The organism is Albimonas donghaensis (assembly GCF_900106695.1).
Lineage (GTDB): Bacteria > Pseudomonadota > Alphaproteobacteria > Rhodobacterales > Rhodobacteraceae > Albimonas > Albimonas donghaensis.
Window position 1 is genome coordinate 1 of the sequence record NZ_FNMZ01000015.1, and the last position, 16481, is coordinate 16481.

Consider the following 16481-nt stretch of genomic DNA (forward strand, 5'->3'; position numbering starts at 1 on the left):
GGGGGGGGGGGGGGGGGGGGGGGGGGGGGGGGGGGGGGGGGGGGGGGGGGGGGGGAGGCGGGGGGGGGGAGGCGGGGCGCGACCGGCGCGCAACCTCCCGCCGCGCCCCGCTTGACCTCGCGCGCGCGTGGCGGTTGAGTTCGCGCCCGAGCCGTCGGGCCCGCCGCCCCTGCCCCCGCGGCTTTCACCAGGTGTTCCCCCGCATGTCGCCGCGCATCCTCATCCTCGCCTTGAGCTCGTTTTCGGTCGGCACCCAGGCCTTCGTCTTCGTCGGGCTGCTGGACCGGATCGCGGCCGATCTGGACGTGTCGGTCCCCGCGGCCGGGCAGCTCGCCACGCTCTATGCCCTGGCCTTCGCGATCTGCGCCCCGGTGCTCGGCGCGCTGGCGGCGGGGCTGGAGCGCCGGCGGCTGCTGGTCGGCGCGCTCACGCTGCTGACCGCGCTGAACCTCACCGCCGGCTTCGCGCCGGATTACGGGACCCTCGCGCTGATCCGGGTCGCCTGCGGGGCGGCGGCGACGCTGATCGTGCCGGTGGCCGCCGCCGCCGCGGCCTCGCTGGCTCCGCCCGAGGCGCGGGGCCGCGCGCTGTCGGTGGTCATCGGCGGCATGACCCTGGCGCTGGTCGCCGGCATCCCGCTGGGCAGCGTGGTCGGAGACCTGTTCGGCTGGCGCGCCTGCTTCGCCTTCGCCGCCAGCCTCTCGGCCGCCGCCGCCATCGCCATCCGCATCGTGCTGCCCCCGGCCCCCAGCGCCGACCGGCCCGGCCTCGGCACGCTGAGCGTGGCGCGCGAGCGGCCGGTGGCGCTGCATCTCGCGGTCACCTTCGCCTCGCTCGCCGCGGCCTTCTGCGTCATCACCTATGTGGCCCCCATGGTCAGCCTGGTGGCGGGGCTCAGCGGGGCCGGGGTCGGGCTGATGCAGGCCTGCTCGGGCGTCGGGGCCATGGCGGGGGTGGCGCTGGGCGGTCGGGCCTCCGACGGGCCGGCGCCGGGGCGGGCGGCGAAGACGGCCTTCGGCGTGCTGCTCGTCACCCACGCCGCGCAGGCGGCCTTGATGCTGACGGCGCCCGACATCGCGTCGCAGGCGGCGTCCGGCGCCCCTCCGCACCCGATCCGCGCCGTGGCGATGGGCGCGACGCTCTTCGCCTCCACCGGGTCGATGTTCTTCATCACGCCGATCCTGCAGCGCCGGCTCGCGGCCCTGGCCCCGCGCTCGCAGGCGGTGGCGATCGCGCTCAACGGCTCCATGGTGTTCTTCGGGCAGGCGGCGGGCGGCGCGATCGGAGGCGCCGCCATCGCGCTGGCCGGGCTGCCCTGGATCGCGGCGGCGGGCTTCGTCATCACGCTGGCCGCGCTGGGGCTGTTCGCGGCCGCCGACCGGGCCGCCTCCCGCGCCGGGGTCCCCTGAGCCGCCGCCCCGCAACCCGCCCCGCAACCCGACCCGCGACGATCAGCACGGCCCCCGCCCGCTTGCGCCCGCGCCCGCGCCCGCGCAGGGTTCGCGCATGACCGATGCGCCCGACCTCCCCGCCGACACCCTGCTCTACCTCACCCGCGCCGACCTGGAGGGCCTCGGCCTGACCGCGCGCGACATGACCGGGGCGCTGTCCCGGCTGGTCGGGGCCCTGCCCACGGGCGAGGCGGTGAACACGCCGAAGCGGGCGATCAACTTCCCCGACGGGCGGCTCTACATGTCGATGCTGGCCTATGGCCCCGCCGGCGCGGCCGAGGCCCCGCCCACACGGCTCGCCACCAAGTCACTGGGGCTCGCCCCCGCCAACGCGGCCCGCGGGATCCCGACCATCTCCGCCCTGATCTGCCTGCATGACGCCGAGACCGGCCGCCCGGTCGCGGTCATGGACGGCGACTGGATCACCGGCGTGCGCACCGCGGCGCTGTCAGCGCTGGCCGCCCTGCACCTGGCTCGCCCCGACAGCCGCATCCTGTCGCTGATCGGAACCGGCGTGCAGGCGCGCACCCATCTGGCGCTGTTCTCCGAGCTGTTCCCGCTGGAGGAGGTCCGCCTGCTCGGCCGCGGCCGCCCGAACCTGGAGAAGGTCGCCGCCGACGCCCGCGCGCTGGGCCTTTCGGTCTCCGAGCCCGGCGGGCCCGAGGCGATGCTCGACGGCGCCGACCTCGTGGTGTCCTCGGCCACGCCCAGCCCGGAGCTGCCGCGGTTCCTCGACCCGGACCGCCTCGCAACCGGCGCCTTCGCCTCGATGGTGGAGCTGGCGCGGGCCTGGCGGGTGGACCGGCTGGAGGGCCGCGCGCGGACCTTCGTCGACGACCGCGCGCAGGAGGCCGAGATGCCCGACCCGCTGGTCCCCGCGGCCGCCATTTCCGGCGACCTTTCGGACCTGGTCACCGGCAAGGTCGCCGGGCGCGCCGACGACGCCGAGCGTCTGGCCTTCGCCTTCCGCGGCCTCGCGCTGGGGGACCTGGCGCTCGCCGGCCTGTGCTTCGACCGCGCCGTCGCCGCGGGGGTCGGCCTCAGCCTGCCCCGCTGACGACGCCGCCGACGCCGCGCCGAAGCCCCCCTGTAGACCGACCCCGACGGGCGCCGTCGAGCGCCGCGGGGGCGGGGGCGGGGCGTCACTCGACCCGGGTCAGCACCGCGGTTTCGGAGATCTCGATCTGGATCTTCGCCCCGGGCTCCTGGGTCGCGAGGAACTCCTGCGCCTCGGGCGAGGGCACGAAGTTGCGCAGGGTCCGGCCCTCGGGCGTCTGGGCGACCATCACGAAGCTGACCGGGTTCCACGCCTCCAGCACCACCACCGAACGGGTCAGCCGGCCCGAGACCAGCGCCGCCTGACCGCCCATGGCGGCGGGGAGCGAGATGGTCTCCACCGTCGTCGCCTCCTCGTCCCCCGCCTCGGCCGGACGAGCGGAGATGCCGCGGGTGACCATGCCCTTGATGAGGTCGCCGGGCTTCACGTTGATCTGGCCGGCCTCGGCGTCGGGCGCGCGGACCGAGACCTCGCCGGTGTCGAGGTTGCGCAGCAGGATCTGGCGGCTCTCCGCATCGACGGTCAGCACCATGGCGGTGAATTCTTCGGTCTCGGCCACTTCCACGCCGTTGCCGGCGGCGCCGAACAGCATGCCCGAGCCTCCGGACGACGGCTGGATCGGCTGGGCGGCCTGGGCCTGCGCCGCGGCGTCCGAAACGGCTCCGGAAACGCAGACCGCGCCGAGTCCGACGCAAAGCGTGGCGGCCAGCATGTGAGCGGTCGGGTGACGTCGGATCATGGCGGGGCTCCCCAAAAATTAACCGGGGTCAGGGAAGCCCGCGCGGGCCCGTCGGGTCAAGCCCGATGACCCGCGCCCCGCGCCCCGCGGCGCGCAGGCGCGGCATCCCCGAAACAGGGCCGCCTACGCCGCCCACGCCCTGCGCCGCCCCGCCCCGCCCCCCGGCCCGCCCCCCGGCCCTGCGCCCCCCCGGCCCTGCGGCGGTCGACGCCGCGGCATTGACATTCGGGCCGGCGGCGCGTATCGCCTCGCCCGATCCCCGGAAGCCCGAACGCTTCCGGTCCCCGTCGTCGACGGGGATCGACTCCGGCCAGCGCGTTGCGCCCGCCGGAGCCGTCGCGTTTTGCGCAGCCCCCGGGGCGCGCCGCCGGGGACCCGGTTCCAGAGACGACGCCGGGACCGAAACGACGCAACCTGGCCGCCGGGACCTCCCCGCCGCCGCAGACGATGAAGGAGCGCCGGCCATGTTCGAGAGCCTTTCCGAGCGCCTCTCAGGCGTCTTCGACAAGCTCACCAAGCAGGGCGCGCTGTCGGAGGCCGACGTCTCCTCCGCCCTGCGCGAGGTGCGCGTGGCGCTGCTGGAGGCCGACGTTTCGCTGCCGGTGGCCCGCGATTTCGTCAAGCGCGTGCAGGAGAAGGCCGCCGGCCAGGCGGTCACGAAATCCGTCACCCCCGGCCAGCAGGTCGTGAAGATCGTCCATGACGAGCTGGTCCACGTGCTGGCGGGCGACGAGCCCGAGCCCGGCCGCCTGCGCGTCGACAACCCGCCCGCGCCGATCCTGATGGTCGGCCTGCAGGGCTCGGGCAAGACCACCACCACCGCCAAGCTGGCGATGCGGCTGGCCCAGCGTGAGAAGAAGAAGGTCCTGATGGCCTCCCTCGACACGCGGCGGCCCGCGGCGATGGAGCAGCTGCAGGTGCTCGGCCTTCAGATCGGCGTCGACGTGCTGCCGATCGTGGCGGGCCAGACCCCGATCCAGATCGCGAAGCGCGCGCAGAGCCAGGCGGCGATGGGCGGCTACGACGTCTACATGCTGGACACCGCCGGGCGTCTGCATATCGACGACACGCTGATGGACGAGGTCATCCAGGTCCGCGACGCCTGCCGCCCGCGCGAAACCCTGCTGGTGGTCGACGGCCTGACCGGTCAGGACGCCCTGAACGTGGCGGAGCAGTTCGACGGCAAGGTCGGCGTCTCCGGCGTGATCCTGACCCGCATGGACGGCGACGGCCGCGGCGGCGCGGCGCTGTCGATGCGCGCCGTGACCGGCAAGCCGATCAAGTTCGTCGGCCTGGGCGAGAAGATGGACGCGCTGGAGGAATTCCACGCCGAGCGCGTCGCCGGCCGCATCCTCGGGATGGGCGACATCGTCTCGCTCGTCGAGAAGGCGCAGGAGACCATCGAGGCCGAAGAGGCCGAGCGCATGATGAAGCGGTTCCAGAAGGGCCGCTTCGACATGAACGACCTGCAGAAGCAGTTCGAGCAGATGATCCAGATGGGCGGCATGGGCGGCCTGATGGGCATGCTGCCGGGCATGGGCAAGATGCAGAAGCAGATGGACGAGGCGGGGCTCGACGACAAGATCCTCAAGCGCCAGATCGCCATCATCCAGTCGATGACGAAGGAGGAGCGGAAGACCCCCGACCTCCTCAAGGCCAGCCGCAAGAAGCGCATCGCGGCGGGCTCGGGCACCGATGTGGCCGACGTGAACAAGCTTCTGAAGATGCATCGGCAGATGGCCGACATGATGAAGAAGATGGGCAAGATGGGGACCAAGGGCCTGATGCGCGGCGGTCTCGGCGCGCTGATGGGCAAGGGCGGCGGCATGCCGCCGGGCATGGGGGCGCCGGGCGGCGCGCCCGGCGCGGCGCCCAAGCTGCCGGCCGGTCTCGGCGGCATGGGCGGCATGGGCGGCGGAGGTCTTCCGGGCCTCGGCGGCGCCGCGCTGCCCCCTGGTCTCTCGGGTATGGGGAAGAAGAAATGATCCGCGGATTCGCGCCCTCTCCGGGCTACGGCCTGCCGTCCGCTCCGGCGCCCGCGCAGGTCCCCGCCTTCGCGCCGCCCGTCGGCCCCCGCCCCGGCAAGACGGCCCCCGGCAAGACGAGCCCCGGTCAGTCGGTCCGGGGTCTTGTGGGGGAGACCGCCCGATGACGCCCGCGCTCTTCGCGATGAGCCCGCGCTTCGCCGCGGCGCCCGCCGATCCGTCGGATCCGCCGGCCCCGGCCCGCGCCCCCTTCGGCGCGCTCTTCGCCGACCCGGCGGCGCCGATCCTGACCGCGCGGCTGCGCCTGCGCCCGGTGACGGATGCCGACGCGCCCCGCTGGGTCGCCTTTTTCGCCGGGGCCGACGCGCGCTTCGCCGGCGGCCCGATGCTGGCCCGCGACGCCGCCGCCGCCCATGAAGCCGCGATGGCCGACTGGTCGCCCTGCGGCCCCGGCCACTGGACGGTGGAGCGGCGCGACGATCGCGCCTGGCTGGGTCACGTGGCCCTGATCGCCCGTCCCGGCTGGGAAGCGCCCGAGCTGCGCTGGTCCCTGACCCGGGGCGCCGGCGGGGCCGATGTCGCCGCCGAGGCCGCCCGCGGCCTGCGCGACCGGGCCGCGGCATCCGGCGTCGCCGAGCTGGTCTGCTTCCTCCACCCCGAGGATGCGGAGGCCGCCGAGGTCGCCCGCCGGATCGGCGCCCGCCCGGACCCGGCCTCCCGCGCTCCGCTGCGCGGCGCGCAGGTCTGGCGGCGCCCGCTGGCCCCCGCCCCCGCGGTTGAGACGGAGGCCTGGCGATGACCGACGCGCCCGACCTGCCCGGCGCCGAAGCCGCGCCCGAAACCGACGCCGAGCGCGCCAGCCGCCTGCTGGCCGGCCTGCGCGGCGATATCGACAACCTCGACGCCATCCTGGTCTACACCCTGGCGCAGAGGTTCAAGGCCACCCAGGCGGTCGGCCGGCTGAAAGCCGCGCATGACCTGCCGCCCGCAGATCCCGACCGGGAGGCGCGCCAGGTGGAGCGTCTTCGCCGGCTCGCCAACGACGCCGAGCTGGACCCGGTCTTCGCCGAAAGCTTCCTGGCCTTCATCATCCAGGAAGTCATCCGACACCACGAGAAGCTGAAAAGCTGACCTTTCCGGGCACGAGGCGCCCCGCGCCCCCCGGCCCCTTCCAAGGAGAACACGACCATGGCCATCAAGATCCGTCTCGCCCGCGGTGGTTCCAAGAAGCGCCCCTTCTACCGCGTCGTCGCCGCCGACAGCCGCATGCCGCGCGACGGCCGCTTCATCGAGAAGCTGGGCACCTACAACCCGCAGCTCGCCAAGGACGACGAGAACCGCATCAAGCTCGACGTCGAGAAGATCCAGGAGTGGATCTCCAAGGGCGCCCAGCCCACCGACCGCGTCGCCCGCTTCCTCGAGGCCGCCGGCGTCCGTGAAAAGGCCAACCGCGCCAACATGAAGAAGGCCGAGCCGGGCAAGAAGGCCGTCGAGCGCGCCAAGGAGCGCGCCGAGAAGGAGGCCGCGATCGCCGCCGCCGCCGCCGAGGCCGCCGCCGCTCCGGCCGAAGCCCCCGCCGAGGCCCCGGCCGAGGAAGCCTCCGCCGAGTGATCGGCGCGCGCGCCGTTCCGCCCTCGCGGCGGTTGGCGCGGGCCTGAAGACCGGACGGGGGCGGGCGTCGCGACGCCCGCCCCCGTCGCCGAGTCCGGGGCGGGTTGCGGTCACGGCCGGAAACCGCCTCTGCGGAAGATGATGCACGGAACAGGGCGGGACATGACCGGCAGGGACGACCCCATCGGAAAGGTCTGCGTCGGCGTCATCGCCGGCGCGTTCGGCATTCGCGGCGAGGTGCGGCTGAAAAGCTTCTGCGCCGAGCCGGAGGCCATCGCCGACTACGCCCCCCTGACCGACGCGGCGGGGCGCGAATACTCGCTGGTGATCGACCGCCCGGTGAAGGGCGGCTTCGCGGCCCGGCTCGGCGGCGTGCCGACGCGCGAGGCGGCCGAGGCGCTCAAGGGCGTGCGTCTGTTCGTGCCGCGCGACCGGCTGCCCTCGCTGCCCTCGGACGAATTCTACCACGCGGACCTGATCGGCCTGCCGGTCGCCGATGGCGGCGGGCGAAAGCTTGGCCAGGTGCGCGCGGTGCATGATTTCGGCGCCGGCGACATGCTGGAGATCACGGGCCCCGGCCTGTCGCAGCCGGTGATGCTGCCTTTCACGATCGACACGGTGCCGATCGTGGACCTCGCCGCGCATCGCATCGTCGCCGACCCGCCGGCGGGCCTGTTCCCCGACGACGGCGCCGAGGATGACGCGGCCGGAGGGGAAACCGACGCGGAACCGGGCGCGCAAGCCGGCGACGACATCGCCGCCCGGAAGGACGAAGCGTGAGCGACGCGCCCGAAGGCCCGGACGAGGCGGCCTCCGAAAACCCCGCCGCCGCCCCCGCCGAAGCGCCCTCAGCCGAAGCCTCCGAGGCCGCCGCCCCCTCGCGGTCCCACGGGCGCATCGCGGTGCGCCCCACCCGCCGCCCCCGCGACCTGATGGAGGAGACGCGGGTCAAGAACGCCTGGCTGGCCCGCGTTCTGACCCTGTTTCCCGGCATGTTCCCCGGTCCGCTGGGGGAATCGCTGACCGGACGGGCGCTGGCCGAAGGGCTCTGGGCGCTCGACCGCGTGGACCTGCGCGAATTCGGTCTCGGCCGGCACCGGGCGGTGGACGACACCCCCGCCGGCGGCGGCGCCGGCATGGTGCTGCGCGCCGACGTGGTCTCCGCCGCGCTTGACGCGGCCCCCACGCCGGGGCCGGTGATCTGCCTGTCGCCCCGCGGCCGCCCCTTCGACCAGGCCTTCGCCAAGGCCTTGTCGGAAGGCCCCGGCGCCACCTTCCTGTGCGGCCGTTTCGAGGGCGTGGACCAGCGCGTGATCGAGGCCCGCGGCATGATCGAGGTCAGCCTCGGCGATTTCGTCATGACCGGCGGGGAAATCGCCGCGATGGCATTGATCGACGCGACGGTAAGGCTTATACCCCGCGTCCTCGGGAACGCCGAGTCGGTGGAGGAGGAATCCTTCTCCCACGGACTGCTGGAAGCCCCGCACTACACCAAGCCCGCCCTCTGGGAGGGGCGCGAGATACCGGAGGTCCTCCTCTCCGGCCATCACGCCCGGATCTCGCAATGGCGGCGCGAGGAGGCCGAAAGGCTGACCAAGGAAAGACGACCCGATCTCTGGCGGGCGCTCCGCGGCGAATAGGCCCCGGACCGGACCCGATGGATGGACCAGAGCGCTCGGTCGCCCACACGTCCGCCCCCCCGCATGACGGGAGGAAGGCGGCTTTTGAAAGGACCGAAGGCCATGAACCTTCTTCAGCAGATCGAGCATGAGCACGCGCTCGAGCTCGCCAAGGACATCCCCGATTTCTCCGCCGGCGACACCGTGCGCGTCGGCTTCAAGGTGACCGAGGGCACGCGCACCCGCGTCCAGGCCTTCGAGGGCGTCGTGATCGGCCGCAAGGGCGGCAACGGCATCGGCGGCTCGTTCACCGTGCGCAAGATCTCGTTCAACGAGGGGGTGGAGCGCGTGTTCCCCATCCACTCGCCGAACATCGACTCGATCACCGTGGTCCGTCGCGGCCGCGTGCGGCGCGCCAAGCTGTATTACCTGCGCGCGCGTCGCGGGAAGTCGGCGCGCATCGCCGAGAAGACCAACTACCGCGCCAAGCCCGGCATGTCCGGCGGCCGCGCCCTGCCCGCCGCCGAGTAATCGGCGCAGGCGGCGCGAGCCTCGCGACGGGCGGCCCCTCAGGGCCGCCCGTTTTCGTTTGGGGGGGCGCGGCGCGGAAGCCGGACGGAAACCTCTCCCACCGCCTGTCGCCGCCGGCTGGCGATGCCGGGGCGGAGGGCGGCGCGCCTGAATGCGGGCGGTCGCGCAGGGCGGCAGGCCATGGAAGTTCCGGACGCGATCGCGTTGGCGGCGGCCGCCGGGGCTGACATCGCCGCGACCGGCGCGGTTCCGCATGTCGGGCACGCATCTCGACGCCGGCCAGAGCCGGGATGTTCGCGCGCGCGCCGCCGCAGAAGCCTGCCATGCCGTCGCGCCCCTCTCCCCGCCGCTCGCTGCGTGACCGCGCATCGAAACCCGCGTCCTTCGGAAATCGAGGCCGATCGGCGGCGCCGGCGGGACGCGGCCGCGGGGTCAGCCCCGGCGCGAAAGCGCGGCCTCCCCCTCCCGACGCCGGCCTCCGGGCGGCCCGGGGACGCAGGGCGGGGCGATGCCGGGGGCGCAGCCCCCGCGCGAGGGCCGGCCGGCGCGCCCCGCCTCCCCCCGCCTCCGCCGCCCGCGCGGTCGTGATCCATCGCGCGCAGGCGGGGCTTTCAGAACCCGCCCGCTTGCCACATGATCCCCCGCACGCGATCGGACCGACACGCGAAGGCCAGGTCAGGGAGGCCGCGCCGACATGACCCTCACCCCCAGCCGCCCCACCCCCGGCCTCACCCCCCGGCCCGCCCACGCGCCCGCGGAAACCGGCGTCGCCGCCAACCGCCGCCGCTGGGACGCCCGCGCCCGCATCCATGTCGAGGACCGCACCGGCTTTTACGGCGTCGACGCCTTCCGCCGCGCCGCCGGCCCCGAACCCGAGGCCTTCGAGGATCTCGACCGCGCCGCCCTCGGCCCGGTCGAGGGCCTGCGCATCGCCCATCTGCAATGCCATTTCGGCCTCGACACGCTGCGGCTGGAACGGCTCGGCGCCCGGCCCGAGGGGCTCGACTTCTCCCCCGTCGCCATCGCCGCCGCCCGGAGGCTGGCGGCCGAGGCCGGGCTCTCCGCCCGCTTCCACGAGGCCGACGTCCGCGACGCCGCCGCCGTCATGGGGCCCGCGCGCTTCGACCTGGTCTTCGTCACCTGGGGCGCCATCAGCTGGCTGCCCGAGCTGACCCGCTGGGCCGGGCAGGCCGCCGCCCTGCTGGTCCCCGGCGGGCGCCTGTTCCTGCAGGACGCGCATCCGGCGGCCGAGCAGCTCGACCTCACCGCCCGCGGCCTCGTCCCCAGCTTCGACTGGCGCACCCCGGCCGACGCGCCGCTGCGCTTCCACGATCCCGCCACCTATACCGGCGACGACGCCCCCCTGCCGCCCGAGCCCGATCACAACTGGATCCACCCGGTCTCCGACATCGTCACCGCGCTGCTGTCGGCGGGGCTGGAGATCCGCTCGATGTCCGAGCATGACACGCTGGTCTGGGACATGTGGCCCGGGCTGACCGAGAAGGGGCCCGACGGGCTGTGGCGCCTGCCCGAAGGCCATGTGCGCGTGCCGCTGAGCCTGACCGTCACCGCCGCGAAGCCCGCCTGATCCCCCAACCACACCCGACCCGACCCGACCGGAGTCGCACCCAGGAGACGCCATGCCCCCCGCCGCCGCTCATATCGAACCGGCCCGTCCCGCCCGCCCCGGCGCGCCCGGCCTGACCCGAGGCCCCGACGCGCCGCGCGCGGCCGACGGGCGGCCCTGGCCGGGCGCTGTCCGGGCGCGCAGGCTGATCGCGGCGGCAGGCCTCGCGGTCGGGCTTGCCGGCGGGCTGTTCGCCGGCCCCGCCGCGGCGGAATGCGGGACCGGGGACGCCCCCTGCGCGGTCGGCGGCGCCTTCGGCGACGGCGCCTATCACGTCCTGACCCCGCCCGGCGACGGCCCCTTTCCCGGCGCCATGGTCCTGCACGGCTATGGCGGACAGGCGGCGGTCGTCATGCGCACCCCGGTCATGGTTGAGGCGCTGCTGGCCCGCGGCTACGCCGTCATCGCCCCCCAGGGCGCGGCGCGACGCGAGGGCGACAAGGGCGGCGCCTGGAACGCCTTCGGGGCCGAGGAGCGTCGCGACGACGTGGCCTTTCTCAACGCCGTGGCCGCCGACGCGGCCTCCCGCTTCCGGATCGACCGGGGGCGGATGATGCTCGCGGGCTTTTCCGGCGGCGGCATGATGACCTGGCGCGTGGCCTGCGCCGCGCCCGCCAGCTTCGCCGCCTACGCCCCCATCGCCGGCCTGCTTTGGCGCCCCCTGCCCGAGTCCTGCGCGGGCCCGGTCCGCCTGTTCCACATCCACGGCTGGTCCGACCCGGTGGTCCCGCTCGAAGGCCGGGCGGTCGCCGGCGGACGGGTGGTGCAGGGCGATCTTTTCCGCGGCCTCGACCTGCTGCGGGAGACCAATGGCTGCGAAGGCGACGACCCGGACGGCTTTCTCGTCGAGGGTCCTTTCATGATCCGCCGCTGGACCGACTGCGCCCCCGGCTCGGCGCTGGAATTCGCGCTGCATCATGGCGGCCACCTGGCCCCGGCGGGATGGGGAGATCTGGTCGCCGACTGGTTCGAGGCGCTGGGGATCGAGCCCTCGTGAGCGCCCCGACCCCAACCCCGACCCCATCCCCATCCCCCGCCGCCTCTCCCGCGCTTCCGGTGGCGATCCCGCTGGTCGTCACGCTGGTCTTCTTCGCCGCCAATTCGGTGCTGGGCCGCGCCGCCCTGGGCGAGACCGCGCCCGGCGTCGCCCCCGACCCCGCCGCCTTCACCGCGCTGCGGCTGGTTTCGGGCGCCGCGATGCTGGCGCTGATCGTGACGGCGCGCGAGGGGGCCTCGGGCGCCGCCGGCCTGCTGGCCCGGGCGCGCTGGATCTCGGCCCTGTCGCTGCTGGGCTACGCGGCCTTCTTCTCCGCCGCCTATATCGGCGTCGCCGCGGGTCTGGGGGCGCTGGTGCTGTTCGGCGCGGTGCAGGTGACCATGTTCGCCGGCGCCCTGTGGGGGGGCGAGCGCCCGCCGCCGATGCGCTGGCTGGGCGCGGTCTGCGGCATGGCCGGGCTCGCCTGGCTGACCGCGCCGGGGGCCGAGGCGCCGCCGCTGGTCCCCGCCCTGCTGATGGCGGGCTCGGGCGTGTGCTGGGGGGTGTTCTCCCTGGCCGGGCGCGGCTCCACCCGTCCGGTGGCGGACATGGCCGGGGCCTTCGCGCTGGCCGCCGCCGCCGCCGTGCCGCTGTGGCTGGGGGCGGCGGCGCTGGGTCTCGCCCCCGGGCTGGGGCTGCGCGAGGCGGGGCTGGCCGTCGCCTCGGGGGCCGTCACCTCCGCGCTCGGCTACGCCATGTGGTACGGGGTGCTGCCGCGCATCGACGCCACGCTGGCCTCCGTCGCCCAGCTCACCGTGCCGCTGATCGCGCTGGCCGGGGGCGCCCTGTGGCTGGGCGAGGTCCCCACCGCCCGCTTCTGGGTCGCCGCCGCGCTGATCCTGGGCGGGATCGGGGCCGCGACGCTGGTCTCCCGGCGCCGCTGAGGCCCCCCGCCGCCGCCCCGCCTGTCGCAAATCCCGCATCCCCCGTCGCCAAGCCGCCGCCGCGCCCCCGCCCCGCCCGCTAGAACGGAGACCTGACGAGGCGAACGGGGCGGAGGATGCCGCGATGAAAACGCAGGCGCGGGCGGTGGTGGTCGGCGGCGGCGCGGTGGGGGTCTCCATCGCATACCACCTTGGGAAGGCCGGCTGGGACGTGATCCTGCTGGAGCGGGACGAGCTGACCTCCGGCTCCACCTGGCATGCGGCCGGGCTGCTGCCCCTGTTCAACATGTCCTACGCGGTCGGGCATATTCACGACTACTCGGTGAAGTTCTACGCGGGGCTGGAGGCCGAGACCGGCCTCAATCCCGGTTTCGCCCGGGTCGGCAACCTGCGCATGGCGCAGACCGACGCGCGCATGGACGAATTCCGGCTCTACGCCGCCACCGCCGAAACGGTGGGGGTGGAGCATGAATGGCTGACGCCCGCCCAGATCAGGTCCCGCTGGCCGCTGGTGCGCACCGAGGACCTGAAAGGCGCGCTCTTCCATCCCACCGACGGCTACATCAACCCCGCCGACGTGACCCAGGCCATGGCGCGCGGCGCCCGCGGCTTCGGCGTGGAGATCCTGCGCAAGGTCCAGGTGGACGCCTTCGACCGCGACGGCGACGACTGGGTGGTGACCGTCGCCCACATGGTCGAGAAGGGCGGCAACCTCGTTCCCTCCGGCGAGACGTCGAAGATCCGCTGCGAGCATGTGGTCTCGGCCACCGGCAACCACGCCCAGGCGACCGCGGCCAGGATCGGCTGCTACATCCCGGCGATGCCGGTGGAGCACCAGTATATCGTGACCGAACCCGACCCGGCGCTGGTCGAGTTCCGCAAGACCATGCCGGAGCACCCGGTCCTGCGCGACGCCGACGCCAAGTGGTATGTGCGCGAGGAGCGCGGCGGCTGGATCCTCGGCCCCTATGAGCGGGGCGCCCCCGCCTGGGCCAAGTTCGGCGTGCCCGAGAGCTTCCGCGCCGATCTCCTGAAGCTCGACCTCGAGCGGATCGAGGAAGAATACATGTCGATGATCCACCGGATTCCCTCCTCGGAGTCGGTGGGCCTGAAGGACGATTACAACGGCCCGATCTGCTACACCCCCGACGGCAACCCGCTGGTCGGCCCGGCCCCGGGCGTGGAGAATTTCTGGTTCGCGGAGGGGTTCTCCTTCGGCATCACCGCGGCGGGGGGCGCGGGCCACTACCTCGCGCAGGTGATGACGGAAGGCGAGGCCGAGATCGACATGTGGTCGCTCGACCCGCGCCGCTTCGGGCGTTGGGTGAACCGCGAATACGCCGCCGTGAAGAACGAGGAGGCCTATGAGCATGTCTATGTCCTCCACCACCCTGACGAGGAACGCCCGGCGGCGCGGCCCCTGAAGACCTCGCCCTGCTATGACCGGATGAAGGCGGCGGGGGCGCAGTTCGGCTCGGTCAACGGGTGGGAGCGGCCCAACTATTTCGCGCCGCAGGGCTTCGACGACCACGCGGCGCGGTCCTTCCGGCGCGGCGGCTGGTGGACCTTTGCGGAGGCCGAGGCCCGCGCGGTGCGCGAACGGGTCGGGCTCTACGACGCCACGGCCTTCGCCAAGACCCGGATCAAGGGCCCGGGGGCGACGGCGTTCCTCGACTGGCTGACCTGCAACAGGCTGCCCAGGGTCGGGCGCATCAACCTGACCTATGCGCTGACCGACGCCGGCACCGTGCGGACCGAAGCCACCATCGTGCGGCTGGCCGAGGACGACTATTACGTGGTCACCGCCGGCGCCGCGCAGGCCTATGACCAGGACTATTTCGAGAAGGAGGCCGCGAAGAAGCGCGCGGCGTTCGGCTGGATCGAGGTGCAGGACGTGACCGCGCAATGGGGGGTGTTCGCGCTGGCCGGCCCCGCCGCGCGCGAGGTGCTGCGGCCGCTGATCGTGGACGCGGACCCGGCCTCGGCGCTGTCGAACAAGCGGTTCCCCTGGCTTTCGATGCGCGAGATCGACCTGGGCATGGTCCCGACCATGGCCATCCGCGTCGCCTATACCGGCGAGCTGGGCTACGAGCTGCATCATCCGATCGAGATGCAGAACCACCTGTTCGACGCGCTGATGAAGGCCGGCGCGCCCCATGGCATCACCCTGTTCGGGGCGCGCGCCCAGAACTGGATGCGGCAGGAGAAGTCCTATCGCGCCTTCGGGTCGGACATCGGGCGGGACGCGAGCCCGCTGGAATCCGGGCTCGACCGCTTCGTGGACCTCGACAAGACGTTCCGCGGCAAGGCGGCGATGCAGGCGCTGGGGGTGCGGGCGAAATGCGTGACCCTCGCCATGGACGGGCCGGAGGACGCGGACCCCTGGGGCCGCGAGGGTCTGTTCCACGGCGGCGAGGTCGTCGGGCGGCTGACCTCGGGCGGCTGGTCCGTGACGCTCGGCCGGCGCATCGGGCTGGGCTATGTGCGGCCGGAACTGGCCGTGCCGGGCACGGCGCTGAAGGTGCGGATGCTGGGCGAGCTGCATGACGCCGAGATCATCGAGGACAGCCCCCATGACCCCGAGAACGCGCGCCTGCGGGTGAACGGCTGAGCCCGGCCCGGCCCCTTCGCGCGATCATGCGAGGGGGGGGCCGGAGACCTGGCCCCCAAAACGATGAACGGGGACCGCGCCCCCGCGCGATCCCCGTTCGACGAACAGCCATGAGCAACGCCGCCGTCCTCTGGTCCGCGAAGCACGCCTGGTTCAGCAGACATCCTCGCGCGCTCGCCGCCGGGTCCTGAGATCATCCGACTGTCTTCCCCATGGATGACCTCGGACCCCGACGGCTCGCCTGCTTCCACACACTCACCGCAAACCGTGGAAACAGACTTGAGCGATTCGGCGTGACTGGGCCGTGACTGGACCCCCAAAAAATTCAGCTGATCGCGAGCGCCCGCGAAAAAATCTCGCGATCCACGTTGCCGCCGGTGGCGATGGCGATGGCGGCGTCGCCCTCGATCGCGTCGGGTCGAAACAGGGCGGCGGCCAGCGCGACCGCGCCGCCGGGTTCGACGACGATCTTAAGCCGTTCGTATGCAAGCGACATTGCGCGGAGCGCCTCCGCATCCGAAATCGCGAAACCGGGTCCGGCGCGCCGTGACAGGATGGGAAAGGTGATTTCGCCCGGTTCCGGGGTGACGATGGCGTCGCAGATCGACTTGCGACCACCCGTCGCAGGCGTGCGTTGGTCTTTCATCAGGGAGACCGCCCAGTCGTCGTAGTCCTGCGGCTCGGCGGTGCGCACGCGCAGGCCCGGCGCCTCGGCCTCCAGCGCCAGCGCCACCCCGGCGGCGAGCCCGCCGCCCCCGGTGCAGACCATGACGTCGGCGGCGCTCACCCCGGCCTCGGCGGCCTGTTCGGCGATCTCCAGACCGCAGGAGCCCTGCCCGGCGATCACCATGGGCTCGTCATAGGGTTTGACCAGCGTCAGGCCGCGCTCGGCCGCGAGGCGGGCGCCGATCTCCTCCCGGCTCTCGCGGTCGCGGTCATAGGTGATGACCTCGGCCCCCAGCGCGGCGGTGTTGGCCAGTTTCAGGCGCGGCGCGTCGGCGGGCATCAGGATCACCGCCGGAATGCCGTGAAGCTGCGCCGCATAGGCCATGCCCTGCGCGTGGTTGCCCGAGGAATAGGCGAAGACCCCGCGCGCGCGCAGCTCCGGGTCCATGGCCGAGATCGCCGACCACGCCCCGCGGAACTTGAAGGAGCCGGTGTGCTGCAGGCATTCCGCCTTCACCAGCACCCGGCGCCCGGCGATGTCGTTGAGGAACGGGCTTTCCAGCAGCGGCGTGCGGCGCACGACGGGGGCGAGACGCGCGGCGGCGGCCCGGATGGCGGCGATGTCGGTCATGGCGGGTCCGGATGGTCAGGGAAACGGAATGGC

14 protein-coding genes and 1 pseudogene are annotated in these 16481 nt (G+C 73.8%); 13 read left to right on the forward strand and 2 right to left on the reverse strand.

The annotated features are described in order from the left end of the window. The first annotated feature begins 203 nt into the window (after nucleotides 1-203). Both BLV24_RS20840 and BLV24_RS20845 read left to right on the forward strand, forming a co-directional pair. Complete coding sequence (locus tag BLV24_RS20840; RefSeq protein ID WP_092685524.1) at nucleotides 204-1409, forward strand: MFS transporter; 1206 nt, start codon at nucleotides 204-206, stop codon at nucleotides 1407-1409. 97 nt (nucleotides 1410-1506) lie between these two features. Beyond that, entirely contained in the window at nucleotides 1507-2508 is a 1002-nt protein-coding gene (locus BLV24_RS20845; RefSeq protein ID WP_092685526.1) for an ornithine cyclodeaminase family protein, read from the forward strand. A gap of 85 nt (nucleotides 2509-2593) precedes the next feature. Here BLV24_RS20845 and BLV24_RS20850 read toward each other — a convergent pair whose 3' ends face one another. Next, the gene (locus tag BLV24_RS20850) at nucleotides 2594-3247 is read right to left on the reverse strand and encodes a hypothetical protein (protein ID WP_143040396.1); all 654 of its coding nucleotides are present in this window, start codon (nucleotides 3245-3247) and stop codon (nucleotides 2594-2596) included. A 464-nt stretch (nucleotides 3248-3711) separates the two neighbouring features. Between BLV24_RS20850 and ffh the strand changes: the two genes are divergently transcribed. The 11 genes and pseudogenes from ffh to BLV24_RS20905 all read left to right on the forward strand — a co-directional run bounded on the left by ffh (nucleotide 3712) and on the right by BLV24_RS20905 (nucleotide 15151). Continuing rightward, nucleotides 3712-5232 carry a signal recognition particle protein gene (gene ffh / locus BLV24_RS20855; protein WP_092685530.1) on the forward strand — a complete coding sequence of 507 codons (1521 nt, stop codon included), beginning with the start codon at nucleotides 3712-3714 and terminating at the stop codon, nucleotides 5230-5232. 163 nt (nucleotides 5233-5395) lie between these two features. Then, the gene (locus BLV24_RS20860) at nucleotides 5396-6031 is read left to right on the forward strand and encodes a GNAT family N-acetyltransferase (protein WP_092685532.1); all 636 of its coding nucleotides are present in this window, start codon (nucleotides 5396-5398) and stop codon (nucleotides 6029-6031) included. Beyond that, nucleotides 6028-6363 (forward strand): chorismate mutase, encoded by a 336-nt coding sequence (locus tag BLV24_RS20865; protein ID WP_092685534.1) that lies wholly within the window; start codon nucleotides 6028-6030, stop codon nucleotides 6361-6363. The genes BLV24_RS20860 and BLV24_RS20865 overlap by 4 nt, the downstream gene beginning before the upstream one ends. Nucleotides 6364-6420: 57 nt before the next feature. Next, nucleotides 6421-6843 (forward strand): 30S ribosomal protein S16, encoded by a 423-nt coding sequence (gene rpsP / locus BLV24_RS20870; RefSeq protein ID WP_092685536.1) that lies wholly within the window; start codon nucleotides 6421-6423, stop codon nucleotides 6841-6843. A gap of 162 nt (nucleotides 6844-7005) precedes the next feature. After that, nucleotides 7006-7521: pseudogene (rimM, locus tag BLV24_RS20875) on the forward strand (ribosome maturation factor RimM); the annotation flags it as partial. Nucleotides 7522-7619: 98 nt separating this feature from the next. After that, a complete protein-coding gene (gene trmD, locus BLV24_RS20880) occupies nucleotides 7620-8483 on the forward strand; it encodes a tRNA (guanosine(37)-N1)-methyltransferase TrmD (RefSeq protein ID WP_425426119.1) in 864 nt (287 codons plus the stop codon). Nucleotides 8484-8585: 102 nt separating this feature from the next. After that, nucleotides 8586-8993 (forward strand): 50S ribosomal protein L19, encoded by a 408-nt coding sequence (gene rplS / locus BLV24_RS20885; protein WP_092685540.1) that lies wholly within the window; start codon nucleotides 8586-8588, stop codon nucleotides 8991-8993. 694 nt (nucleotides 8994-9687) lie between these two features. Next, a complete protein-coding gene (locus BLV24_RS20890; RefSeq protein WP_092685542.1) occupies nucleotides 9688-10581 on the forward strand; it encodes a class I SAM-dependent methyltransferase in 894 nt (297 codons plus the stop codon). Nucleotides 10582-10633: 52 nt separating this feature from the next. Continuing rightward, nucleotides 10634-11617 (forward strand): CE1 family esterase, encoded by a 984-nt coding sequence (locus tag BLV24_RS20895; protein WP_143040397.1) that lies wholly within the window; start codon nucleotides 10634-10636, stop codon nucleotides 11615-11617. Then, on the forward strand, nucleotides 11614-12540 hold the full coding sequence (locus BLV24_RS20900; RefSeq protein WP_245710695.1) for a DMT family transporter: 927 nt from the start codon (nucleotides 11614-11616) through the stop codon (nucleotides 12538-12540). The genes BLV24_RS20895 and BLV24_RS20900 overlap by 4 nt, the downstream gene beginning before the upstream one ends. 124 nt (nucleotides 12541-12664) lie before the next feature. Continuing rightward, the gene (locus tag BLV24_RS20905; RefSeq protein WP_092685546.1) at nucleotides 12665-15151 is read left to right on the forward strand and encodes a GcvT family protein; all 2487 of its coding nucleotides are present in this window, start codon (nucleotides 12665-12667) and stop codon (nucleotides 15149-15151) included. Between the two features lie 325 nt (nucleotides 15152-15476). Here the strand turns inward: BLV24_RS20905 and BLV24_RS20910 are convergent, their stop codons facing one another. Next, entirely contained in the window at nucleotides 15477-16448 is a 972-nt protein-coding gene (locus tag BLV24_RS20910) for a threonine ammonia-lyase (RefSeq protein WP_092685548.1), read from the reverse strand. Between the last annotated feature and the right edge of the window lie 33 nt (nucleotides 16449-16481).